We start from the raw sequence: 26,143 nt of genomic DNA on the forward strand, positions 1-26,143 counted from the left end.
GTTTATTTCTACATTTGTAAAAAGTTTATAACATGCCCAAACCTCGCGAAAGAATAGTAAGCAATGCTATGGTGTTCTTCCATAGACAAGGTTACAACAATACTGGGATTAATCAAATTATTGACGAAGCTAATGTATTCAACGCCAGTTTCTACCAATATTTTAAATCTAAAAATGAACAGCCAGCTTTACAGATCGAATGAATTGATAAAAAAATCTAAAATAATTGTACAGGATTTACTGAACGTCTCCCATTAATCCTTCATATATGCACATTCCGGATCTTCACTCTTTCTTGAAAACTGACCTTCATTTATTGGTTGAGGTTACTTATCCTGCTAAAACAATCCTGCTTGAAGAAGGAAAAGTTTCAGAAAAAATGTTTCTGGTAAAAAACGGAGCGTTAAGAGTATTTTTCTATCAGGACGGAAAAGAACTTACCTTGGATTTTATAACAGAAAACCAGGCTGTTTCATCTTTTGACAGCTTCCTGAATGGCATTCCATCTGATTTTGTAATTGAAACTCTGGAATCAACTACCGTTTACGAATTACACACTGAAAACTTTCACAGGCTCATGGAAAATCAGGAATTCCAGCATACTTTTCAGCCGCTTTTTTACCAACGTTTCAGTGAAATCAATAAACGGCTGATCTCTTTTATCAGAGATTCTCCCCAGAAAAGGTATCAACAGCTTCTCAAAAACAGACCGGAGCTTCTTCTGCGCTTTCCACAACATTATATTGCCTCTTATCTTGGCATTACAAGTGTTTCATTAAGCAGAATACGCAACCGCAGATAATTTCTTTACAATTGTTATCGTTCAGTCATTCATCTGTAAGGTAATTTTGCTTCAAAATAATAAAGTTATGAAACATTTTATCCGGCAGGTATTTAAAGAAGTATTAGAAAACCCTGTATTTGATGAATTATTAATTGAAAAATATTTTTCAAAGGAATACATTCAGCTTGTAGACCATTCTCAACTGAACTATGAAGAATTTGTTCTGCACATCAAAAAACTCAAAGAAAAAGTAACTGAACAAAAACTTGAGATCATTAACTATGCGGAAAACGGTACTGTCATATTTACCAACCACATCGCAAAATCCACACTAAAAGACGGAAGTAAGGTGGTACATAAAGTATTGGCGGAATTTACCATCCAAAATCATCAGATTATACGATGTGATGAATTGACTTTACTTGTAGAAGGAAATCATACTGAAAAGGATTTAGGATCCGAAAAATAAATGACAGCTCTACTACCCTTCAGTATTGCTTTTCTATATTAACAATTCTTAAGAAAACCTTAATTTTCTCTTCAACACATTCACCAAACAGAGGTCTAATTTTGTTGTGATTTTTATGTAAAATATTAAAAGTAAAGAAAATTTTTACATCTGCTTTATTTTGTGCCTCTGTTTTTTTATATGCCCAAACCGGTTCTTTGTCCGGAAATATCAATGACCACTCAAAAATCGCTCTGCCAGACGCCAGGATTTCCAACGAATAAAACCAGTATCATCACTCAGAATCCTATCGTTTCAAAAGGATAAAGAACAAAAAGGCTCAAAAACATGTTCTTGATGTTTTCAATGCAAAACTTTGTAGATAAAAGGTAAATGTGCTGCAAAATGAAAGAAAAACATCAGAAGATGCATTAAGAAAAGTAGCACAGCAACTTCCATAATTATTCCCATGAAGGACTCTGTCTGACCCAGCACTATCCATCCGTTTTTCCATAAAAAGCTCCGAGTAGCATGACAAAGCTGTTGCATAATATGGTAAGCAGACTAAGATAAAAATCGGATCTTGTAACAGGATGATTTTTTTTCTTTAACTGACTTTTCCGGCAGGTCTTTTCGATAAAAACATACAAACCTATGGAAAACAGGTAAAGGAGAATATTAGCCATCAGACTGAATATGATCCATTCCCGCCATGAAAACTGCCAAAATATCTGTAAATAAACGGAAAGTTCTGCCTGGATAAAATTCATAAGTCCTTCATCCTTCTGCTTGATGATATAAAGGTATGAATTTCACCGTAAAATCATCCGATAAAGTACATTCCTGATCTTATTTCTGTCTTGCTTTTCTTCTGAGCTCCCGCAGTCTTGACGTGAGTTTTTTTCTCAAATCGTTATGATAGGCGCGGTAATTTTTAATACTGTTTTCCAGATTTTTTTTGTTAAGCAGATATTCTTCATACAGATGACCCAGCTCTGAAATCTGTGTAATCACCTCCGAAGGCTGGCTTTCAGGGTCTTCCGCTGCTTCTATCAGCAGACGGTAATATTCAATACGGCTGGTCAGGTTCATGTGAAGTTTTGGTTCTATTCCCTGCATGATTTTATGATTTTATTGTGTTTCTGAATAGGTAAAAGGGTAAAAAAATTTATACTTTTACTATTCGATATATTATTTTACTTTTGAGTTTGGTCAAAATTTTCTTTATCTGCCTTTTCTATCCGCATTACTGCTGCATCATAACCGGAGGCACATCACTCTGAAATAAAATTTTGATATTTCCATTCTTTTCGTGAGCTGGCAATTTGAAATATCCTCCGTTCAGAGCAGAAGAGATAAGGGTTTCATTGGGATCTCCCAAAGGTAATAATGGCAGACCGGCAAATTCATTGATACTGATCTGCGGGGAAATTCCACTGCTGTATTCTCCTGCTCCGCTGGCATTAAATACTTTATAAATCACCGGATGAATCTGCCAGGAAATTTTTCTGGGTTTACGCCTGTCTTCCACTACAAATCCTGCCATATCTTTCCCCAGTGTAGTATCTCCTATTTGAATTACCTGCATGTATGGTTTCAGATTGTTCACCACAATTTCGGCTGCAGAGGCTGTACTGTTTGATGTGAGGATGAATACTTTCTGTAATCCTAATGCATCGGCGCGTAAGGTTGCAAAGTCCAAAGCTTTGGGATCATAAGTAATCTGTTGGGCAAATGTTCTTTTTACTTCGCCTCCGTTTTTATTTCCTTTAAAAATGATGAATGGTGAGCCGGAGGATAATCCTGAAGGAATAAGTGAGCAGAGTGCTGCGGCAGAGGATACTGAACCTCCGTAATTGTACCGGAGATCCAGAATTAATTCCTTCACTCCGGCAGCTTTCAATTCCCCAAACTTTTGGTACAAAGTCTGCGTCATTCCGTCCGGAAAATCATAGATGTACAGATAGCCCACTTTTTTACCGTTTTTTTCAAAAATTTTAGATAAAACAGGTTGTTCAAAAGAGAAACCATAGTAAACAGTAATGTTTTTTTCCTCTGCAATGCCTCCGTTTTGCCACTTTCCAACGGTAAGTTCTACAGCGGTCTGATCTTTAATGGATGAAGCCATTGCTTCAGCATTCGCGGCAGTCATTGCTTTTCCATTCACTTTGGTAATGATCATTCCTCTTTCCAGCCCGGAATTAAAAGCCGGAGAATTTTGAAGAACCAGCTTAATTACAGTAACCACTTCATTATTGGCAAGCTGAACAACCGTGTAATCAAAACCGTACATATTCCTTATAGATCGTGGATAGGAAGAAGAATCTTCAGTATTTACCATAAAAGAAAACCGATCCTCGGAAGACAGCAGAGTTTTGAAAAAATCTTTTACGGGAAGCTTATAATCCGGCTTTGCAGGCATCTGATCTGCCCAGTAATAGTATCTTTTCATACTGTCCTGAACCCATAGATTCACAGATTCTGTACTTCCCTCAGGAAAAACAGGTACGCTTTCTTCATTAGTATTCGTACACGAAATGAGAAAGACAGCAATAGCAATACATTGAAGTTTTAAAAAATTTTTCATACGTAATTACAGATATTCTACTACATCGATATCTCCTTTTACCACCCATTCTCCATTTTCCATTTTTTCCTGAAGAACAATCATATTGGCACCTGTGTGTTGTTTTATTTTCACCTGAATCATTTTAGATCCTGCGTAAGGCTCTGTAGTTCCCGGCTTGTATAACTCAAGGTATACAGGAGCTGTTGAACTGAAAAAACTATAGATTTTCACTGCAGTAAAATTGTCTTTCCCAATGCTGTCAAACTCAGCAAGCACTACTCCGTTTTCTCTTTTCAGAACGCCTTTTACATCTTTAAGTGAGGTTCCGGAAAATTCGCCAAGATTGGGAAAAATAAATTCAAAACCTACTTTCCCGAAGTTCACCTGCGGTTTTACAGCATAGGTCTGCAGATAAATTCCCGGAAGATTAAAAAAGTAGAGGTCTTTATAATCATTTATATTGTCATATGTAATATTGTATTTTGCAATTTCAGTACCTGTTTCATTGTTATAGACAGATAGTTTATTGGTTTCTCCCTGATCCAGAACAAACTGAAGCTGGGTTTCAATTTTGTTGGTATAAGAAGTTTTACCATCTATAGATACAGGTTGTCCGTTGAACCTCAGCTGAAGAACATCAGGTTTGGAAAATCCTTTGATATTAACCTCTCCGGGTTTCTGTACTTTATCATACAACTCCATTGTATTGTTGTCTGTACATGAAAAAAGTACGGTGAAAAATAGTAGCAATGCGAAGATTTTATTCATCTTTCTTTAATTATTTCATTGTAAAACTTAAAAATATTGCCCAACCCGTGAGCCGGGCAATATATAATTATAAAAAAACTAGTTGGATATGTTCTGGATAGTATTTTTTCAATTCCTATCCATTATTGTATTTTAAATTTCTGGTGTTTATAAAATCAGTTTCCAAGGTCAGAAGAATTACTTTTTAATAAACTTCAGTCTTTCCGTAGTCTTTCCGTCTGTAATTTCTGCAATATAATGCCCTGCAGTAAGTCCTGCCACATGGATAACCCCGGAATACTTAATGGTAAGTACTTTCTGCCCTGCTGCATTATAAATATTCACTGCAGTTGTATTTTCTTTCAATGCCGGATTAAGCTGCAGGTGTAAAGATTCTTTTACCGGGTTTTCTGCTATTTGTGTTACAATTTTGTTTCTTTTTACATCCTTAGTTCCCAAAAATGAAGTAGCATAAATTCCTATTTCATCAATATTAATGTTCTGAACGTTATTTCCGCTTGTTTTTCTGTTTGACCACATTCCGATATAGATCTTTTTCCCGGCAAAAGCAGAAAGATCTACAAGGGACTGTACAAACTGGGTAAGATCCGCCGGAAAAGGATTGGCTGAATCACCTACCTGTATTTTGTAAATACTCTGAACGTCATTTCCATCTGCATCTGCTGTCATCGCCTGGAAATCCGATAGCGTAGGAACTTCTTTCTGCGGTGTGCTTACATAGATAAAAAGCTCTCTGGCAACAATAGTATGAGTAGATCTCTGTCTTCCGATATTTGCCGCCAGGGTAATAGTCCCGGTAGTATTGGCAAGATCAATCTGAGGAGAAATAATCCAGTCATTTTCTGTAGTAAATCCGTTAGCATTTCCAGTTGGAACCGAATTGATAGAATGGCGGAGAACTCCGGCAGTTCCATAGGCCAGGGTAGTTCCGTTATGATAGATATTCTGTCCCTGTACCCATCCGTTGCCATTGTTGTTCAGGTCATGAAAGGTCCATCCCTGCAGATCGGCAGGAGTATCAAAAGAATTACCCCATACCAGAGACTGTGCTGCAGCCAGTTGGGATAAAAACAGAACAGATGATAAAATTATTTTTTTCATAATGCTGATGATTAAAATTTTTGAGATAAAAGCAAGGAATCAGCGTGTGCTGTTCCCTGCCTTTTAAAAGTTTTTATTATTCTACAATGGAGAAATTGTATTTTGTCCAAAGTCCCTGGAAGTTTCCACAGTTTCTTGGAGATACATTCCAACCACCTTCGTTGAAGAAAGGCTGGCTCATCCCCCAAAGAGATGCAGGAGTACCAGTCGCCAGATTAGCTGCAGGGATTCCTGCCGTACCTGTACCTGTAACTGAAGTAGTAAATCCGTGGATCTGGATGGTGCTGTATGCTGAAGCTGAAGAAAGTTCAGAACCTGTACCTTCTACTTTGATTCCCACAGGATAACCTGTTACCACAGCGTTATTTAATGTTAATCTTCCGTGTCTTCTGATATGGATACCGTTTTCATATAAAACGCCTTTAGAAGAATTCTTAGCACCGATAATAGTAAGGTTGTTGATCACCGGATGAGTCAGCAATGTTGTAGAAGAACCGTCTGCATTATTATCAAGCTCGATACCGTTAGAATCCGGGCTTGCTCCGCTAAGACTGTGTGTAGAGTTGTAATCTGCCAAAGCTAATGCACAAGTAATGGTTCCTGTATATCCGTTATCGAAGTCGAAGTTATCATCATCAGCTGCAAAAGAAACCAGGTTTGAAGCGTTTACCGTTCCTCCGAAGAATTCAAAAGAGTCATCTTTTCCGAAAGATACCTGAATATGATCCAGAGTAGTTCCGTTTCCTACTCCTCCTAACGTAAGACCGTTGATTTCGTTACCTGAATTCGGAGCTAAAAGATCATATCCTGCAAACTCGATACGTACATATTTCAATGTTCCCCCGTTATGAGAAGCATTGGTACCTCCGTAATAGAAATCAGGACCGGATAACCCTTCAACTGTTTTTGTAAAAGGAGTGTTTGTAGGCGCATCACCTAATATAACAACCCCTCCGAAATCACCAGGAGCGGCTGTTGTATCTTCGTTTCCGTCTAACAATTTGTAGCTGGTGAAAATAATAGGCTGAGCTTCTGTACCTGCTGCGTTGATTTTTCCTGTTTTAGCAATAACCAAAACTCCTGTAGCTGTATTGTTTGCGCTTGGCTTGGCTTTAATGAATGTACCCGGCTGAATTGTTAATGTAGCACCATTTTTTACGGTTACAATTCCATCTAATTCAACTACTCCGCTCCATGTAGTATTTGAAGTAATAGCACCACTTACGGTAGTTACCGGAAGAGCAGAAGCTGTAAGGTACTCAGCAGAAGTAGATTTCATTTCGAATGGAGAAGATGCATCTGCCAGTTGATCGTTTTGACAAGCTGTAAGAGATAATGCTGCCACTGCAATTAGAGTTAGTCTTTTCATTGTTATAATTTTTAATAAATCCGGTTGTGTTGTTTTATACCAGATCAGTTTTTTATTCAGGAATATCTTCCTCTCTATTCCTTCGATTTGTTTTTTGGTGTTCATCCCATCGCTGCAGGAGGAACTGCATTGCGGGAGTTCCCATGGAAACCGTTAAAGCGTGGGAAAAGCTGTTAACGTCCGGTTTTTTCAGAACTTTACTGCTGTGCGCATCATCAGTATTCTTAGTTTTTGACCAGGTTACCGAAACCTGTACGCTGCTATCATGAAGATATCTTTCTGTATTGGTATTTGATCTATTGCTTTCTAAAACATATAGTTTACACTCAGGCTGAACATTCTGCCACTGTAGGCCCTGAACATAATCTTATCAATATTCTTGTCATACCTGTCGGTTGCACCCGGTAAAAGTCCCCATGCTTCCCGTTCCGTTCCGATAGCACTCCCAAGTCCCAGTGGTATCACATAGGAATTGTAATTATTATAGTATTCCTTCACCCTGTTGAATAAGTTTCTTGCATTGAGTTTTAATTCAAGGTTTTTATTGCGTAAAAATTTATACGAGATCTGTGCATCTGCTACGGCGTAAGGGCGCTGTATTTCTTCTCCTTTGTAAGCATATCCAACGGTAATATACTGGTCACCCTTTGCATTGTATAAAAAGCTCAGTCCCAAGCGATCGCCATCATACGTCAATCCAAGATTATAAGCATAAGGAGTCTGCCCGAACAAAGGACGTTTTACTTCATAGGTTTCATCATTGTCACCTGTTTTGTACAGGTCTTTAAAAGCTACTACCTTCGTGTGATTATAGGTAAAGTTTCCGCTTATGAAAAGTTTTTCCAGAAAAGTTCCTTCCGCAATAAATCCTAAGTTCTTTCTGACTTCTGCCTCAACTCCTGCCAATTTTGCATTTTTTGAATTACCGTTATAGAGATATAGATTCCCTTCACTGGAGATATGCCCTTCACGTTCTATAGGCCTGTCTATATTTTTATAATACAATCCTGCTGAAAATATTTCTCCAAGGCCGGGAAACCATTCAAATTTGAAATCATAATTATTAATAACAGAAGAGGTCATTTCTGTATTATAAATCAAACCATTGGCAACCGGATCAAAATAAGGAAGTCCTGTTCGTTCATTAAACTGCGGACGGATGACAGATTTATTATAGGCAAGTCTGAAATTGATTTTATTCGTAGGGCTGTAAGTAAAATTCGCAGAAGGCATCCATTGCCACGGTTTATCCTCAATGGCCGCCCTTTCAACATTCTTTGTATCACTTGGGTCCAGTTGTTGGGAAATAAGATCATACTTAAAATATTCTGCACGAACTCCCCATACCAATCTTAATTTCTTCCAACGGTTATCAAACATCACATAAAGAGCGTGTTGTTTCACTTCTCCTTCATATTTATCGTTTTTATACAATGCTTTGGTTTCCCACCCTATACCTCCCGGTGCATAGTGAGATCCATTGAACCAATCTGAAAGAGTTCCATACATCGTCAGGTGATTTTTTTCACTATTCGGAACATTTCTGTTCTCATCCACTCGCAGAAAGAATTTTTGCTGTTGGTTGGTATTATTCTTCAATGTACCTGCGTATCCTGTCTTCACCGTATTTTTTAAGTTTCCGAAATCCAGATCCCACTTCACTGAAGCTCCGTAATTGTAATCTGTTTCTTTATTGGCGATATATCCTCTGTAAAAATTTCCTCCGGTATTATAGATTTTATGATAGGTCAGAATTTCACTTCCAATAAAATCATAAAGAGTCAAGTATTGTGTATAATCTTTCGTATCAGAGGTTATCCCGGTTCTTGCTGCAAACCAGCTGACTTCTGTATTGCCTATTTTGTGGTTCCCTTCCAGTTTATTCTGCAAAAGGGTTTGAAAAATCGGGTAATTGGTGTTATCACTATATGGTCTGTCTAAGTTTTTGATCTGAGCAGGATCATTATTGGGGATGATTCCGTTATAAAAATAATTGTAGGCTAATTCTGCATTGGAAGCCATGGCACTTCCGGTAGTATATTCATTCCAGCCGGTAACTCTTGTCAGGGTATTATCAAAAATATGGGTGTAGGAATTACGGAATGAAATTCTGTTCTTGCCCAGCTGCAGTCCAAAATTTAGCATTCCTGCCAACGTAGAGTTATAATTGTAGGAAGCCCCCTGATTTTTAAAATTATAAAATGGTATAGGAGCTACTCCTTTTGTTTCCCAGTCAGCAATATAAGGTCCGGTGGTATCCAGCCAGTTTCCCCTTCCTGTGTGGTCAATGTCCAGTTTGTTTTGCTCATTTCTGATGACAAATGCTCCGGCAAAACCCCATTTATTATTGTTTTTAAGCGCATACGTTCTTCCTAATGCCAGCTGTATATTAGATCCCATGTCACCTTTTGTTTTATAGGTGCTGAAATTATCATGGGTAAACTGTCTGGACTGTTCAAAAAATCTTGGGTCTGTCCAGTTCATCGGTTCTAATCCTTTGGGAAAATCCCTTGTTCCGTCATCATACCCGAAATAGTCATACTTTCCACGCTGACGGGTCAGAAATTCTTTGAAGGCCGACTGATCATTATATGAAGTTCCCAATGTTACGGTTGTAAAGTTTTCGTTGGGAATATCCTTGGTTCTTACTTCTACATAACCTCCTGCAAAACTGGCATTCATATCCGGGGTTGCAGATTTGCTTACCACCACACTTTCTACCATGGCAGTAGGAATGATATCAAATGAAAAGTTCTGGTTATAAGCTTCTGTACTTGGCAGGTTGATTCCGTCCATGGCAGCAGTGTTCCAGCGTTCTCCCATAGATCGTACTACTACATATTTATTATCAATGGTGGTAATTCCCGTCACCCTTTTCAAAGTTCCTCCCACATCGCTGTCTGGTGTTTTGGAAATCTGTTCTGCCGAAATACCATCACTCATCTGGGCTGCTTTCTTCTGCTGGGCAAGAAGTCCCGCCTGGGTATCTGCTTTACGGGCTGCTGTAATCACAACTTCTTTGATATCTGTAATTTTATCAGAAGCTTTGTTTAAAGCAAATGAAACCGAGCTTGTTTCTTTATTGCTAACAGAAAGCTTTTCAACCCTCAGCGTATTATATTTAGGAGCTTTTATGATCAGATTATGAGATCCCGAAGGAAGCTCTATGGTAAAATCTCCGTTATTGTCAGTCACAACCGTCCTTTGAGCTGCAATAACTTCTGCTCCTGTAATGGGATTTCCCACCTCATCCACTATTTTACCGGAAATTCGTCCGTTTCCCAATACGGAAATAGTAGAACTTTCATATTTTACCGAAATAAGGTCACCATGCAGCCGGTACACAACAGGAAGTCCTTTGGTAATATCTTTAAGACAGTTATTGACGGAAGTATTTTCACATTTTATCCCTCTTACCTTCAGCTCTTTAATATCTACTTTGGAATAAGCCAGTCTCATCCCTGTTTTTCCGGCAAACTCTTCTAAAACTTCAATCAGCGGTCTGTTGGCAGGTACAGAAAATGTTACTTTCTGAACCAGCTCCTGAGCTTCTGCGGCTACAGTAAAAAATAAGGCTGCTATGGTAATCCCACATTTCAAACTTTTCATACTTAATAGTGTTCTCTTGATTATGATTATTTTTTTTTGAATAATGATTTATTTCTTAAGGATATAGGTATTTTCTTTTTTATGTACTTCTAATCCCAGGATGAAGGCTAATGACTCAATATTCTCACCCACAGTACCACCAGTGAAATCTGCAGTGATCTTCTTATCTTCAGCTTCCTTAGGATACTGAACCTTTGTATCATAATTGCTTTCCAGGACGGCTGCTACTTCTTTTAAAGGAACATCGTTAAAGCTCAAAGACAATATTGCAGGAGCTTTGTTTACTGGGCTTTTCACAGGTTTCAATGAAATAATTGCTGTAGTATGAGCAATTCCGAAATTGGTCCATTTCTGATTAGGCTTAAGGAAAGAAACCGGAACACCCGGGGAAGAAACAGCCACCTTCCCTTCATAAAGATCAACCGCTTTTTTCTTTCCTGACTGTGAAATTTTAAATACTGTTCCCAATACTTTAGTACTGAAACCATCCGCACGAACGATGAAAGGATGCGTTTTAGATTTTGCCACAGAGAATATAGCATCTCCTTTTAAATCCACCACTCTTGTAGAAGCAGGAAAAGATTTTTCTACAGTCAGTTCAGCGCCAGGCAAAAGAGTAACTACAGATCCGTCTTCAAGATGAACAATTCGGCTGCCGGATTCTCCAAGATAAACATCCGGCTTAATGAAGATGGTGTAGGTAAAAACTCCGCCCAATGATAAAAGCAGGATAATAACCGCAGCTATTTTATACAGATGTGTGGTAAAGCTTTTTGCAGATCGGATAGAAATAATATCTGTTTGAGGAAAGTAATACTCCAGTCCGGACAATACTCTTTCTTTGGATTCTTTAAGATGAACAATATCCAGATCTTTTTCTGCAAGATTTTTCCATTGCTTTAAAAGTTCGTTTTCTTTTTCAGAAATTGAGTCTTCCGTAACTTCCCGTTCCCAAAGTCTGAAAACAAAGGCTTCAATATTTTTATAGGTTAAACGTTTTTTCATAAGGTCATGTCATGTATTCACAGATACTTCTATCTATAAGACCGTGAAAATGAAAAACTTCCCCAGGGCATCTTTAACGTTATATTCACATTACAACCAAATTGTTAATAATTTTCATCAATTTTCACATTTACTCAACATTAGCATCCCATTTAAGTCTCGCTTTTCAGAAATATTTAATCTTATCACACCCAAAGTTCACAAAAAGTTAATTTTCCTTTAGGTAATTTTGTATCACAATATGAGCCCAACAGATTATACATTATTAAAGAAAATAAAATCAGGCGACCGTCCTGCATTTATGCTGCTGTATGACCGGTATTGGGATAGTCTGTATCGCTTTGTTTTTATACGGACACGGGATAAGGAAGCTTCTGAAGAAATTCTGCAGAACTTATGGATGAAAATTCTTGAGAATACGGATGCCATACAGACCGATGATACAGAAAGTGCCAAAGGCTACCTTCTCCGCCATCTTCATTATCGGATTATTGATTTTTATAACAGCTATAAAAAAGCGCCTCCAACTCTGAGTATTGACGAGTTTGATATTCCTAATGAAATAGAAATTGCAGATTCAGAGTATTTTGAAATCCTTGAGGAAAATGAGATCAGTGCTTTATTAACCATGATTGATGAAGTAGTTTCCCAGCTTTCCTCAACGGAACAGCAGGTCTATGATATGAGAATCCGGAAAAACATGTCAGTTAATGAAACAGCAGAAGCTCTGGGCATCAGTAACAAGACAGTGAGTAATAAATTAAGCAAAGCTTTGGGAGAAATCCGTGAACAGCTGAATCCTGAGTATCAGTCTTCTAAAAAAATGGCATCCATACTCTTGCTGATGGAAATCATGATAACATATTGATTTCCAGTTTTATATCAATCAATATTTTTGAGTTTTCTGATATACTCTGAAGGAGTCGTCATGGTTTTCTTTTTAAATGCACTGATAAAAGTTGTTGTACTTTTATAACCCGCTTCTTTCGACATTGTCTGTATGGTATATTTACGGAGAACCGAATTATTCTGAAGTTCACTCACAATATAATCTATTCTCAGATCATTTACGTATTCAGAAAAGCTCATTCCTTTATGCTGATTAATAATCTGTGACAAATAAGCAGTGTTGGTATTGAGCTGCTTGGCAAGATTTGAAAGCTTAAAATTATTGGATAGAAATTTTTTTCCCGACTCAAGATCTTCAAGCTTTTTTAATATCTGATTTACCAGCTCATTATCTATGATAAGCGGTATACCTTCTGTGAAGGGAATTGCATCATGCTCTCTCTCCTGATACGCAGTTCCGGAATATGTATTGCTTTTTCTTTTATAATGATAAATAAACAACACAATAGTAAGTGTTGAAATAAATATAATGACAGTAATCAGTATAAAACTTTTCTTTTCATTTTCTTCAATCATCTTTTTTGAGGATAATATTATTTCCTGCTGTTCATATTTTCCTAAAAAGTAATTTCCAACATGTTTTTGCTGATTTATTCTATCAATCTCAGACAAGCTTATTTTGGCATATTTATATGCATTTTTATTATCTCCGATGTTCTCATAATTAAGACTTAGCAAATGAAGTATTTTAAGCTTATTTTCATAGCTGCATTCCGAATTTTTCTCATTATCTATTTTATTGATATAATAAAAAGCAGAATCCGTCTTTTTAAGATAGGTGCAGGTTTCAGCCTTTCCAACCCATACACATTCTCTGGATAAATTCTTATTCATAAGTTCAGGATTTTTCTCACACCTAGTGAAAAGTGTACCTGCATCATGATACTTCTTTTGCAGTAAAGCAGTATTGGCCTGTCTGTAAAGATGCAGCGCTTTGGAATAGTTTGAAAAATAGGGTGAATCCTTCATTATATTAAACGCCATATTATAGCTGTATCTGGAAGAATCAAGATATTTTTTTTCTCCTGTGCTTTTATACCATTTTATAAAAGCATCTCCTTTAGTATTATAAGTTGCCGCGGTTTCTTTATCATGCAAAAATTTACTGAACAGAAGATGATTGTAATCTTCTTTTATATCTTTCAAACGGCTGTTCAAGATTTCGATTCCCTTTTTATAATTTCCCAACTCTATATGAGCCACTCCAAAAAGAAGTTTTTGCTTTTTCCTGTAAACAGGTTCCATTTCAGATGAAAAGAAAGATAAATATTTGAGTCCCTGCGAAACATTTCCAAGTCTTTTTTCTATATAGAAAAGTCTTGTTACAGCAATATGATTCAATGGTGAATAATATGATTTAAGCTCTTTCTTATTATCGTGTATTTCTTTAATGATACGAAGCAAAGCTTCTCCGGATTGAGGATATTTTCCTTTTTTGTATAAAACTGTTACAGAATCAAGCTTAATCAGCAGGTGATAATGAAGCGGATATCTGGAAAGCCTTTTGAATTGGGTATTCTCATCAGTCAGCTTATAATGTGCCAGATCCCATTGGTCTTTTTGTATCAGGCTGTCTATTTCCCTTGAATTTCTATACGAAATCTGGCAGTATACTTTTATAGACAAGAGGAAAAATAAAATAAATACTTTTTTTAATACGATCATTGTGTGTTTTATTTTTACAAATCTATGCAGAATTCAAAAAAATAATCAAAATTGAGACTTATAATAAATAAACAGCAATAAAACAAAAGTATATGTTATAACAAATCATCAATTTTATTTCCAAATACTTACCTAATTCATCATTATAAAGTTAAGATATTTTAAAAATATCCCCTGCTTTTTATATGGAACCCCATAGAGAAAAAAAAAAGAACACAACAATCTATATATCAACTAATTAAATTATTTTTAATTTATAAATCCAAATATCATTTTTATAAATTTGGTCAACTATTTATTTCACTTCCCGATGAATCTATATATGTTTGATAAAAAATCATCAGCAATGAAAAAAATTATCTCTTTATTTGGATTCATACTGGCAATGCATATTTATGCTCAAAGCCCGTTATCCAAATTTTCAGTCACAGTTGCCGGCAGTAATACGGTTAATTTTCTGGATGAAAGTACCGGATCACCAGCCGCTTTTTCGTGGGAGTTCACCGGAGGCAATCCTTCAGTTTCATCCGTTCCAAATCCCAGCGTTACATACAACACGCCCGGGATTTATAAAGCTAAGCTCACTGTAAGTAATGCATCAGGAACTTCAGCTTCTGTAAGAACCATCAAGATTACATCCGGAAGCATAGTAGATCTGGGATCGGGAAGAAATGATGACGGAACCATGATGTCTGATGCCGGCATCCCAGATCCGGATTGGACATACACAGATCCTAACGGAGCTGTAAGTGTACCTGTAACACGTTATACAGCTACTGCAGCAGGATGGTCTTCAGCTTCAACAATAGGGACTGGGGCAGGAATTACAAGATGGATAACAGGTAATAATGTGATTACTGGCTATCATTTTTATGTAAGCAAAGAATTTGAAATCCCTGTAGGAGTTACAACAGCAGTCTTAAATCTGAGATCATTATCTTTTGTCAGAAACTGGACCTACCTTGTTAAAAAAAACACAGACGGCAGTGAAACGGAAACTCTCATTACAGCTACGGCATGGATGAGTGATGGAGCTAGAGGATGGCTAAACAGCCGTAGCCCGGAAGTTCTGAACTATCCATTAACTCCCGGAAAATATTATATCCGGGTGAAAGCCTATACTAATACTGCAGGACAAAGGCAGGCAATAGACGTAAATGCCAGTGTAAATTTTGGAAACTCTGTTTCCATATCTCCTGCTGTAGAGTTTTCTGCAGTTCCTACCTCTTCATATATAGGCAGCAATATACAATTTACCAATCTGTCTCAAGGAAGTCCTTTATCTGTACAGTGGAAATTTGATGACGGAGCAGGATTGATCCATTCAACAGAAAACAATCCGGGAATAACCTTCACTACAGCAGGAAATCACTATGCAGAATTAGAGGCAGATTATGCGGATAATCTTACCTCATCCCTGAAAATTGACAACTATATTCAAATCGCACAGGTAGATACACCCACTTTATCTGTAACACAGCCTACATGCAGTATCCTGTCTGGTTCTATTACTGTAACTTCTCCACTTGATGGAGTAACATATAGTTTTGATAACGGAGTCACATTCCAGGCTTCCAATACCATCTCAGGCTTACCGCAAGGCACCTATAAGGTAAGGATTAAAAATTCTTCAGGAGCTGTTTCGGAAGCTGTTTCCGCTATTATAGAATCTGCTCCATTAATACCTGCTGCTTTTTCAGCTGCTATTACAAATCCTACATGTACTGTAAATACAGGGAGTATTACAGTAAACACTACGGATACTAACCTTCTATACAGTTTTGACGGAGGTGCTACCTACCAGCAGAGTAATACTAAAACCGGATTACAGCCGGGAATCTATCAGATTGTCGTAAAAAACACTAATGGATGCACTTCAAATACAAATGCTATTATTAATGCTGCAGACTGCAGAGACTGGACTAAAGCTCCCAACAGCTATATTTTTGACTCCGGACAGAATAATAATGGCTTATATATCCCTGTAAAAAAAGCATATGCGATGTGGAGTGACGTCAATGGTTTGCTTAATGATCCTTCAACGCTAAACGGATCTTTGCAGGCCGAAGTATATTGGGAAGATGTTCCGGGGTTAATTCGTTCTTCCAATTATATTCTGCCGGTTGAAGGCTCAGGAGATGCTGCAAAAATAAAAGTGGAAGTAGATAAATCAAAAGGAAAAGGAAATGCTGTTATTGCTTTAAAGATAAACAATAAGATTGTCTGGAGCTGGCATGTCTGGGTTACTGATGATCCTACTAACGGAACTACCTATGGATTTGTTTCTGACAATAATACAATTGCGGGCAGTCCTAATGCCAAATTTACAGTGAATGGCGTAACCCAATCTTTTGTTCCCAAATGGATGGACAGAAATATGGGAGCTACCAATAGAGACTTTATAGGATATGACTGGAATAAATCCGGAGGTCTGGTATATCAATGGGGAAGAAAAGACCCGTTTCCTCCTTTAGAATATAAAGATGGATCAATGTATGAGATCAACGGAACCTCAGGAGTGAAAAAGCATCTGTACGACTATGCTGATGCAGGCACGGCAGATGATATTAAATCCGTACAAAGACCTTTTGATGACATAAATAATAATGTAAAGTACTCCATTAATAATCCTCTGGATCTTATTTATAACAATAAAGCAGGAGGCAGCGCATGGTTCCAGAAAACATTAGATACAGATAACGCCTCAAGAAAAAAAGCAAATTTATGGGGAGATAATTCTGAAAATGCAATGGGAACATCCGGATCAACAGTGAATACCTTCAAGCCTAAGGCACCATACGATCCTTGTCCTAACGGATGGAGAATTCCTTCTCATATCAACAATACTGCAGGAACAACAAATCATTTTTCACCATGGGGAAGAAACAGATACCGGTTTACAGGAGCCAGTAGTGATGTACAGTCAGGATTCAATCTAATAAAGCCAACTACTGTACATCCTCATCTAAACGGAATAAAAATATATGGTGGTCTGGGAATGGATTTTACCAATACCTTTACCGCTTACAGCATGGGTGATTTTTCCAGAAATATGGGAATATATCCTGGAAATGGTAAATATGTAGTTGGAAGTACCGGAGGAACTTATCATCAGGATCCGCATGAGATTGTGGCACATTCTTCAACAATGCTTAATCTCAGCACTGTACAGACTTATTTCTTTTATGCCTTTGCTGATCCGGGAAGGATTGACGTAAGTCCTGATTCAGTAACATTCCCCGGAATGAAAGGAAAATATTATCTTAATCCATTCGAAACGACCAGTACAATGGGAACCGGAGCCTGCAGATGTATGGAAGACAAATACGCTTCAGGTTATGACTTTCCTACTGAGTTCTTTGTAAATCCTTCCATAGTAAATTATACAGAAGGTCTTAATACCCCTAACTCTTATGTAGTGACCAAAGCCGCAACTGAACAAGAAATTCAGGTTCCTGTAAGTAAAGCATTTTCAGTATATAATCAGTATCTTTCTGATCATGGGATGAGAGACTTTGGTAATCTGAAGGTGAATGTTTACTGGACCGACAATACCGCTCTGGTTTCCAATATTAAAATCGTAAACCCTCCTGCAGATGTTAATGCTATAAAAAATGCATATATCTCTGTAAAAATACCGGCCAATCAGTCAGGTAATGCATTAGTGTCTTTACATAACGGTAATGTTGAAAATCCTGTTTACTGGAGCTGGCATATATGGGTGAGCAATACGGATATAGGAGAAATAGCTTATCAGACAGAAGATGTGCTTTTACCATCTAATGCAAATTATGTAAACTTTACCAATTCTGGCTCCCAGCCAATGAAGAGTACGTTTATGGATAGAAACTTAGGAGCAACAGATGTCTTTCCCGTTGTAATTAATCCTTCAGCTCCTACAGGGAATGAACTTTTAATGATTGGCAACTCTGCAGGAATGCAATACCAATGGGGAAGGAAAGATCCTATACCTACTTTCATAAAACCGGGAGTAAATGTATCAGGCGGCTACACCAATACCGGAACATACAGTATATGGAAATCTTCAGGACCTGATACCAATGGAAATATTATTCCATCATCTTATACCGAGATTACAGGCACTTCTTATACGAGTACCTACACGAAACGCCGGGATATTGATTATGGCACAACAGGAAGTACAAAAGCAGAAAAAATCACAAACACCCTGAAATATTCTTCAGAAAACCCACTTGCATTTATGATTCCTGGTCAGAAATATACCAATAGGTCATCATTTAATGCTGCCTATGGACAGGATTGGCTTTATTCTGTTCCTAACCAGATGATGGAAAGATGGGGACATGCTACCAGCAAATCTCCTTTCGATCCATGTCCCGGTGGATGGAGAGTTCCTGATATTTCAAACGGCGTTACAGACACTAACGGGAAAGGAGATAAAGGCAGTTCTCCCTGGTTCAATGGATTCTATGCTCCTAATGCAACTGTAGACAAATATAGGATTTTCAGTATGGGAGTATTGCAGAATGTAGGCTATGATATCAAAGAACCTACAGACATCTATAACGGAGGTATTCCTTATTATACCGGTAAAACAGTAAAAAATGCTAACACAGTATGGGGATATCAGCTGGGATCCGACAATACGAATAATCCTAACTCTAAGTACAAGATCGGGAATTATCCTGTAACGGGATACAGAGGTTTCTACAGTAATGAAGCCATATCTTCTGCTATGAGACTTGGAATCTCAGGAGTATGGACAGCTGCTTTACGATCAGCAAATTCATACGGAGCAGCATTCCATTTAGGATTTGATACTCAAAATATTACTACCTCCAAACTTATCTCTTTAAGTGATGCTTATACCGGACATCCTATGAATGCAATGAATGTAAGATGTGTGAAAGAGGAACCAAGATTCGGTCAGGTTTTAGAAATGGCAGCGAATATGGGTATGACCAATAAAATACTGAAAGCAGCGAAAAATAAAATGTCATCTGCTGCTGCCGAAGAAAGAAATTCAGATGTTAAAGTATATCCTAATCCTTTTAATGAATCCTTTACAGTTAAAGGAGATAATCTGGAATCCTATGAATTGTACGATATGTCCGGAAAACTGATTAAGAGTGGAAATCTTTCTCAAAGCACCATTCAGTCAAACAATCTTAGCCAGGGAGAATATATTTTAAAAATAATAACCATTCAGCATACTATAATTACAAAAAAATTAATAAAGAAATAGAAAATCTGCTTTACTAATTTACTTATCGATGAAGAGAGTGTCCTCAAAATCAGATACACCCTCTAAGAATCAAATATCAATATATTCCTACTGTATAGGGGTACGAATAAAATCAGCAAATAAAGTGGTTGTCCAAACTTTCAGGACAGCCTCTTTATTTTTATACGAAACCCCAATCAATATAAATAAATTGATTTTCAAATCTTTATGGATTGATACATGCGAACTACTGACTGATTTTATAGACACAGCGCTGCCCTCCCGAAATAATATGGTCTATTCTTTCCACTTTATACTCTTTTCCTATCAGCGATTGGAAATTGGACAATTCTGCACGGCAGAAACCCTGACATTCTTTTGCTGCAGCGCATATCGGGCAATGATTCTCAATCAGATAATAGTCATCACCTTCTTTTTTCCATTCTGCCATATAGCCTTCTTCACTACGCACTTCTGAAAGAGATTCAAGGCGCTGTTCCAGTGATTTTGCCTTTGAAAGTACTTTTTCATAACGCTCATGAGTATTCTTCTCACGGTCACTGATTAATAGATCCAATGCATTTTCACCCAAAAGATTTTTTACTGATTTCAAAATCTGAACTGTTACATCTGCATGGGTATCAGGAAACTGAGCCAATCCTTTTTCTGTAAGAGTATAGTATGTAGATGGACGGCCAACGCCTTCGCTTTTTACCGAAGACCGGATCAATCCTTCCTGAGCAAGATTCAGCAAATGTTTCCTTGCCCCTTCCTTGGTAATCGACAATTCTTCAGCAATAAGAAGCGATGTAGCCTCACCCCTCATCTTTAAAAACATCAGAATACGATCCGCAGCCGGCTTCTTCATTTGACAATATTTAGGTTGTTTTATTTTTCAACAACAAATATAGTCATTTTCTATAACCTCAAAAATTAAAGCTTAACACAAAGATTTACAATCTTTTATTCATTTCAAATGCAAAATCAATAAAACAACCTAAAAGTTGTTTTATTGAAATATATTTTTACCTTTGTACCACATTAATCAAAAAAATAAATACAATGACTTCATTTTCGTTACCCCAGTTACCTTATGCTTATGATGCTTTGGTTCCTTTTATAGATAAACAAACGATGACCATTCACCATCAAAAACATCACCAGGCTTATGTAGACAACCTGAATGCTGCACTGGCACCAACCAATGAAGCCAATCCGGATCTGGATTCTCTACTGCAGAGAATAAGCGAGTATAGTCCTGCTGTAAGGAATAATGGCGGAGGTCATTATAATCATTCTTTATTCTGGGAAATTCTTTCACCACAACCTAAGCTGAATCCTGCGGGCATACTTGATGAAGCTATTGTTTCAACTTTTGGTAGTCTTGAAAATCTTAAGGCAGAAATGAAGAAAACAGGTTTATCACAGTTCGGTTCCGGATGGGTGTGGTTATTTGTAAAATTCAACGGATCACTGGCCATCAGTTCTACTCCTAACCAGGATAACCCGATGATGGATATTCTTTCGATGAACAGAGGTTTCCCCATTCTTGGGATAGACATTTGGGAACATGCCTATTATCTGAATTATCAGAATAAACGTGCAGATTATCTGGATGCTTTCTGGTCTGTACTTGATTGGTCGGCTGTTGAAAGAAAATATGAAGAAGCTTTGTCGAAAGTAAGATAAGTAACACTGAAAGTAAACCAACTATGACTGAGGAAAATTTTATCAATAAAGCAAAGGCTTCAGGCATTATTGCTCTTGACCTTTCAGATTACAAACCGACTACGGAAATTGTAGAACTGGATATCAAAGATCACCTTTTCATGGGAATGATTGTTAAGGAAAAAGAATTTAAAGAATCAATTGCTGCGGTGGACTTTTCTGTTTATGACGAAAAAGCAGTAGCAATCATCTGTTCTACGGATGCTGTCATTCCACCCTGGGCCTATATGCTGATCATGGAAAAATTGTCTCCCTATGCTTCTTATGTTGATCTAAACAATGCAGAAACTGTTCTCCTGGATCTCTGGAAACGACGTTTCATCTATGCAGACCTGAAACAGTATAGAAATCAGAAAGTGGTTGTACGGGCAAGTACCTCTCATGATCCTTCTCTATATTTATTAGCAGCGGGATTATTGAAACCTCTGGTTAAAACACTGATGTATGGTGAGATTGGCTTACCCAAAGTAATTTTTAAACAATAAAAAATGAAAGCTATTATATTCAACGGATCGCTGGAAAGAAGAACTGTATCTACTTCCGGACTGATTTCAGACTATTTTTCAGAACGTATAAAAATGCTGGGAATTCAGACTGATATTTTTACCCTTGCTAATTCCGGCATTCCTTTATTCGATGTTACACTCACCAAAACTCCTTTGGCAGTAGAGCGTATGATACAGATGTTCACAGATGCTGATCTGCATATCTGGCTGGCTCCTCTTTACCATGGAAGCATTCCGGGAGTGATGAAAAACTGTCTGGACTGGCTTGAGGTAACCGCCAACAGGTACGAGCCTTATCTCACGGATAAAACCGTAGGACTGGTGTGCTGGGCAGACGGGCTGCAGGCCATGCAGGGAATCAACACTATGGATTCTATAGCCAAATCACTGCGTGCCTGGCCACTGCCATTCAGCGTTCCGATTGTCAGATCATCATTATTTGCAGCTGACCCATCCACTCAAATTTCAGAACTCTATTCCGGGAAGTTTGATAAACTTATCAGCATTGCAACTTCTAAAAAAATTGCCATTATCAACTAAATTACTGCATATTAAAGATTTAAAATAAAAACAGCACACTTTATGCTGCTTATTTTCAAAAAACAGTGTTAAACTGCTGTCATTAAGTTTAGCGGGGATTTCCCAATCGTTCAAGGCTGAAGAAATCTCTTTTTTAAACCCTTTAAATTCAAACCATATGGCTATAAAAATAACAGATGCCTGTATCAACTGTGGAGCCTGCGAACCTGAATGCCCCAACTCAGCCATTTACGAAGGTGCTATCGACTGGCGCTGGAAAGACAAAACAAAACTTTCAGGACATATAACATTTCCTGATGGTACTGAAGGCGATGCCGATGCCTACCATCCGGCTGTCTCAGATGAAGTGTATTATATTGTATCCGGAAAATGTACAGAGTGTAAAGGTTTTCATGAAGAACCTCAATGTAAAGCTGTTTGTCCTGTAGACTGCTGTGTGGATGACCCGGATCATCGGGAAACTGAAGAAGTACTATTGGACAGACAAAAATTCATGCACAGTGCTTAATAAACTTCTATCTTTTATATTTAATTTCAATGGAGGGCGGGCTAAAGCGCGCCCTATTATATTTAGATTCTTTTTCGGTTCAGCTAAAATTTATTTCTCTTTAATTTCAGTACAGACTTCTTGTGTAAAAGGGTTTCTACTCCAGGAATACCGTATGAGAAAGAGAACTGCCGCTACCAAACAGGAATCCCAGGAAAATAGAGAACGGATGCATTCGGAAAAATCAATAATGACAATGCTTTAATTTTTTAACAGTCACCTGAATTCATAAGTAAGAACAAAAGGCTGCCCCTTGATGAGACAGCCTTTTTCAGTTCAATAAATCTTTTTTCTCCCCGCTTTTTTAGATCCTGATGTGCGAAGATTCATTTGTGTTATTTCTTGATCAATTTAGTATTATAAGTATTCTTATCATCTTTTATAGTGATCACATACATTCCTTTTATCAGAGAAGCAACGTTGATCTTTCCTTCAATTTTACCTTGCTGAACTAATCTTCCGTCTGCACTGTAGATTTTGTAATCTGCCTTACCTTTAAGGTTCTTCACTTCTATAAATGTATCCGCAGGGTTAGGATAAATAGATACTTCGGATGATTTTGTGTCAACTATATCTTTAACAGCAAGGTTAGCATTTTCCGAAATTCTAACAGAAAAATCTCTGAAAGACCCTACAGAAACAATTCCTCCACCATTTACAGGTACCGTAGGGCTTCCACAAGGTCCGCTGGCTGCATTAAAGAAAGTACTTGCGACTCTCATTCTCAGCAATTTTTCACCAGAGTATGCCGTATCAGGTACTGTAAATGTTACATTTCCATCACGAAGATAAGCCTGTGCTGCAGCAACATAGGCAGGAAGTGCTCCGTCAGTTGCTACTTTTTCAGAGCTTTCAAATACTCCGTTCCTGTTGTAATCTATCCAGATTTCAAGCCAGTCATTATAATTTCCTCCAGCAAGGTTTCTAAAGCTTGCGGTATACTGAGTTCCTTTTGTTAAATTAACAACTTTGGTTGCATCTTCACTAAAGTCAAGATATGTTTTGTAAACATCCAATCCGGTAAATACATAAGCCAGGTTAGATAATGTCAATCTTACAAGACCGCTATTAAAGCTTCCGCCATTTCCTCCTGTAGTCATTAAACAATAATCTGTACCAGTTCTCAGCCCTTTTGTTTTAAAAGTATAATTAGTTGAGAATGCACCAGGAACAGTGTTCACAACAGCAGCTACCTGTACTTCATAATTGGTTTCATCTTCGAGGTTTGACAGCAATACAGAGTTGACAGCGCTTGTTGTATTCGACCAGCTTGCGGTTCCTACTTTTCTGTAATTGACAGAGTAAGTAGCTCCCGGTACTTTATTCCATGATATTCTCGCCGTTGTTTTTAAAACTTCTGTGTCTATTACAGAAACTCCTGTTGGAGCAGCTGTAGTAGAAGTAGGAGCTGCCCCTACTGTTACAGCAGGAGATACAGCATAGAAAATATTACCTATGGCTGATATTCTTAATTTAACAGCACCTGTTAGATTAGCCGGCATTTGTACAGTATAGCTTCCCGTATTAGGTGTAGAGGCTACCAGATCTGTCCATGTAGTTCCATTATTGGTTGTATAATCTATTTTTACAGCCGCTACATTATAAGGAGCGTTATTGGTGTTTGCAGCATCCCATGTAATGGTGTTGGATGCATCATTATATAAAACAGATGTTGTTGTAAGTCCGCTGAACTTGAAAGGTCCGTCATTACCTACCGTTACAACTGTCTCAGCAGTAGAAGTCATGGGTCTTGATGCATTCTGATCTCTTACGGTTACTGCATAGTTCAGTGTTCTTGGGATATAGGAAACGGTTTCCCATACTTGTTTGTCTGTCAGCACACCATTCATTACGGTTTCCAGTTTAGGAAAATATCTTCTGCTGTTAGCTGTTCCCGGTAAAGATCTTGCGATAGCACCTTCTGCATTATACCCCCATCCGCTATCTCCGGAAATGGTATTTCTGTCTCCTACACTGTTGTATTGTTCCCATGTATAAGTAAAAGGGTCACTTTCTGCATCTGCTGCTACAGCATCAAGATAATAGGCAGTTCCTTTAGGTATAGAATAATTAGCCAGTGGGGTAATCACCGGTGCGGTATTGTTGATGATATCAACAGCAACACCACATCCTACTTTAGCTTCAAGGTTATTCAATACCTGAGAAATAGATTTATAATGGAAATATCCATCCATATTGGCCTGAATATTATCCTGAGTAATTCCCGGATATCCCATGATCGTTGTTCCTCCCCAAGGCTCAACATTGGCACCTGAAGCTTCAGTTCTCATAGAGAAGGTATGGTTGGCTCCCAGCTGGTGTCCCATTTCATGAGCGGCCATTAAATCAAATACTTCTCCTACAGGGTCAGGGCTCATTGAAAAAGCGGCACCTTTTCCTAAAGAAGTATTAGTGGCAGGATTTGTACAAACAATTCCTATTCCTCCGGCATTTCCATTTCTGCTTTGTCCTGCGTTGCAATGAAATACGTGTCCAATATCATAATTGGCATTTCCAACATCATTTGTCAGCTTTTGTTGCAGCTGTAAATTTAATGACGGATTACCCGCCGCCTGAGGTATGTAAAAATCGTTAGCAGGATCTGTATAAATAATTCCAGGAAGATCCAACACATTAAAATGAGCTCCAAAATCTCTCTCAAAAACCCCATTGATCCTTGTCATTGTGTTATTGATAGCAGCGACAGCTCCGGCAACTGTACCCCCGTGAAATTGTGTATATTCACCGGTAACAGCCATAGCCATTCTGAAAGTTCTGTATTTGGTATTGGTAGGTCTGTTGGTAATGCCTACATTAGAAAGCATTTTTTTCCCGTTTTCCTCCAATTTACCAATCTCTTTAAGATCATGCTCCGTATCACATTCAAACCCATGCATGTCTCCTTCCTCCTTTGTTTTATAAAAAACACCATAAGTTTGTTTATCAGCACTTATTGGCTCTATAAACTGGAATATACCGTCTTTAATGATCATAGACTGCATATCTGTAGGGGATGTACTGAATCTTAAATACTTAGAAGCATCATCCACACCAATCCCGACATATGAGCCTAGCTGATATCTGTCTGCAAGTGATTGATCCATTACAGGATTGCTATAGACCGCAAATTTTTCAATCTTGCCTTCTGCTGTTGGTAAAGAAATAATAACAGGACGTGCATTTTTTCCAGTCTCTTCAGCATTTTTCAGCATTTCTCTCAGAGATTTCAAATCCACTCTGTAAGAATGCTGCACTTCTACTCCATCTCTTATCTGTGAAGTTTTCTGAGAGACAGACTCCCATCTCTGGGCATTGAAAACCGTAAAACAAGACGCTAATGCGCAAACAAATAAAATTCTTTTTTTCATAGATTTATTTAAAGTTATTTT

The 26,143-nt window shown here is 37.8% G+C and carries 20 protein-coding genes; 9 read left to right on the forward strand and 11 right to left on the reverse strand.

Annotated features, from left to right (window positions below):
* Positions 1–32 precede the first annotated feature (32 nt).
* The 3 genes from EK417_RS06040 to EK417_RS06050 all read left to right on the forward strand — a co-directional run bounded on the left by EK417_RS06040 (position 33) and on the right by EK417_RS06050 (position 1,253).
* Positions 33–203: a TetR/AcrR family transcriptional regulator gene (locus EK417_RS06040; protein WP_136521613.1), complete on the forward strand. Its 171-nt coding sequence runs from the start codon at positions 33–35 to the stop codon at positions 201–203.
* 65 nt (positions 204–268) lie between these two features.
* Complete coding sequence (locus tag EK417_RS06045; RefSeq protein WP_136521614.1) at positions 269–802, forward strand: Crp/Fnr family transcriptional regulator; 534 nt, start codon at positions 269–271, stop codon at positions 800–802.
* 67 nt (positions 803–869) lie between these two features.
* Positions 870–1,253, forward strand: coding sequence for a hypothetical protein (locus tag EK417_RS06050; protein ID WP_110368181.1), 384 nt, complete (start codon positions 870–872; stop codon positions 1,251–1,253).
* A 473-nt stretch (positions 1,254–1,726) separates the two neighbouring features.
* Here the strand turns inward: EK417_RS06050 and EK417_RS21290 are convergent, their stop codons facing one another.
* The 8 genes from EK417_RS21290 to EK417_RS06090 all read right to left on the reverse strand — a co-directional run bounded on the left by EK417_RS21290 (position 1,727) and on the right by EK417_RS06090 (position 11,653).
* The gene (locus EK417_RS21290) at positions 1,727–2,002 is read right to left on the reverse strand and encodes a hypothetical protein (RefSeq protein WP_181446069.1); all 276 of its coding nucleotides are present in this window, start codon (positions 2,000–2,002) and stop codon (positions 1,727–1,729) included.
* Positions 2,003–2,081: 79 nt separating this feature from the next.
* Positions 2,082–2,351 carry a hypothetical protein gene (locus EK417_RS06060; protein WP_062670440.1) on the reverse strand — a complete coding sequence of 90 codons (270 nt, stop codon included), beginning with the start codon at positions 2,349–2,351 and terminating at the stop codon, positions 2,082–2,084.
* Positions 2,352–2,478: 127 nt separating this feature from the next.
* The gene (locus tag EK417_RS06065) at positions 2,479–3,819 is read right to left on the reverse strand and encodes a S41 family peptidase (protein WP_136521615.1); all 1,341 of its coding nucleotides are present in this window, start codon (positions 3,817–3,819) and stop codon (positions 2,479–2,481) included.
* Positions 3,820–3,825: 6 nt separating this feature from the next.
* Positions 3,826–4,569 (reverse strand): hypothetical protein, encoded by a 744-nt coding sequence (locus EK417_RS06070; RefSeq protein WP_228402402.1) that lies wholly within the window; start codon positions 4,567–4,569, stop codon positions 3,826–3,828.
* Between the two features lie 177 nt (positions 4,570–4,746).
* On the reverse strand, positions 4,747–5,670 hold the full coding sequence (locus tag EK417_RS06075; protein WP_136521616.1) for a T9SS-dependent choice-of-anchor J family protein: 924 nt from the start codon (positions 5,668–5,670) through the stop codon (positions 4,747–4,749).
* A gap of 76 nt (positions 5,671–5,746) precedes the next feature.
* On the reverse strand, positions 5,747–7,039 hold the full coding sequence (locus EK417_RS06080; protein WP_136521617.1) for a beta-helix domain-containing protein: 1,293 nt from the start codon (positions 7,037–7,039) through the stop codon (positions 5,747–5,749).
* A 306-nt stretch (positions 7,040–7,345) separates the two neighbouring features.
* Entirely contained in the window at positions 7,346–10,648 is a 3,303-nt protein-coding gene (locus tag EK417_RS06085) for a TonB-dependent receptor (protein ID WP_136521618.1), read from the reverse strand.
* Positions 10,649–10,696: 48 nt separating this feature from the next.
* Entirely contained in the window at positions 10,697–11,653 is a 957-nt protein-coding gene (locus EK417_RS06090) for a FecR family protein (RefSeq protein ID WP_136521619.1), read from the reverse strand.
* Between the two features lie 241 nt (positions 11,654–11,894).
* Here EK417_RS06090 and EK417_RS06095 point away from each other — a divergent pair, with 241 nt between their 5' ends.
* Complete coding sequence (locus EK417_RS06095; protein ID WP_136521620.1) at positions 11,895–12,521, forward strand: RNA polymerase sigma factor; 627 nt, start codon at positions 11,895–11,897, stop codon at positions 12,519–12,521.
* Positions 12,522–12,535: 14 nt separating this feature from the next.
* Here EK417_RS06095 and EK417_RS06100 read toward each other — a convergent pair whose 3' ends face one another.
* The gene (locus tag EK417_RS06100) at positions 12,536–14,227 is read right to left on the reverse strand and encodes a helix-turn-helix domain-containing protein (RefSeq protein ID WP_136521621.1); all 1,692 of its coding nucleotides are present in this window, start codon (positions 14,225–14,227) and stop codon (positions 12,536–12,538) included.
* 346 nt (positions 14,228–14,573) lie between these two features.
* Here EK417_RS06100 and EK417_RS06105 point away from each other — a divergent pair, with 346 nt between their 5' ends.
* Positions 14,574–19,454 carry a PKD domain-containing protein gene (locus EK417_RS06105; RefSeq protein WP_168801932.1) on the forward strand — a complete coding sequence of 1,627 codons (4,881 nt, stop codon included), beginning with the start codon at positions 14,574–14,576 and terminating at the stop codon, positions 19,452–19,454.
* Between the two features lie 226 nt (positions 19,455–19,680).
* On the opposite strand, the gene EK417_RS06110 is transcribed toward EK417_RS06105, so the two are convergent.
* Positions 19,681–20,301 carry a helix-turn-helix transcriptional regulator gene (locus EK417_RS06110; protein ID WP_076594421.1) on the reverse strand — a complete coding sequence of 207 codons (621 nt, stop codon included), beginning with the start codon at positions 20,299–20,301 and terminating at the stop codon, positions 19,681–19,683.
* Positions 20,302–20,495: 194 nt separating this feature from the next.
* Between EK417_RS06110 and EK417_RS06115 the strand changes: the two genes are divergently transcribed.
* From EK417_RS06115 to EK417_RS06130, 4 genes are all read left to right on the forward strand, one after another.
* Positions 20,496–21,122, forward strand: a complete 627-nt coding sequence (locus tag EK417_RS06115; protein ID WP_136521623.1) for a superoxide dismutase — start codon at positions 20,496–20,498, stop codon at positions 21,120–21,122.
* A 23-nt stretch (positions 21,123–21,145) separates the two neighbouring features.
* Complete coding sequence (locus EK417_RS06120) at positions 21,146–21,646, forward strand: DUF2480 family protein (protein ID WP_076594419.1); 501 nt, start codon at positions 21,146–21,148, stop codon at positions 21,644–21,646.
* Positions 21,647–21,649: 3 nt separating this feature from the next.
* Positions 21,650–22,207 carry an NADPH-dependent FMN reductase gene (locus EK417_RS06125; protein WP_136521624.1) on the forward strand — a complete coding sequence of 186 codons (558 nt, stop codon included), beginning with the start codon at positions 21,650–21,652 and terminating at the stop codon, positions 22,205–22,207.
* A 157-nt stretch (positions 22,208–22,364) separates the two neighbouring features.
* Positions 22,365–22,715 carry a 4Fe-4S dicluster domain-containing protein gene (locus EK417_RS06130; protein ID WP_076594417.1) on the forward strand — a complete coding sequence of 117 codons (351 nt, stop codon included), beginning with the start codon at positions 22,365–22,367 and terminating at the stop codon, positions 22,713–22,715.
* A gap of 374 nt (positions 22,716–23,089) precedes the next feature.
* Here EK417_RS06130 and EK417_RS06135 read toward each other — a convergent pair whose 3' ends face one another.
* Positions 23,090–26,122 (reverse strand): reprolysin-like metallopeptidase, encoded by a 3,033-nt coding sequence (locus tag EK417_RS06135; RefSeq protein ID WP_136521625.1) that lies wholly within the window; start codon positions 26,120–26,122, stop codon positions 23,090–23,092.
* Positions 26,123–26,143: the final 21 nt, after the last annotated feature.

Source organism: Chryseobacterium candidae, assembly GCF_004916905.1.
GTDB lineage: Bacteria > Bacteroidota > Bacteroidia > Flavobacteriales > Weeksellaceae > Chryseobacterium > Chryseobacterium candidae.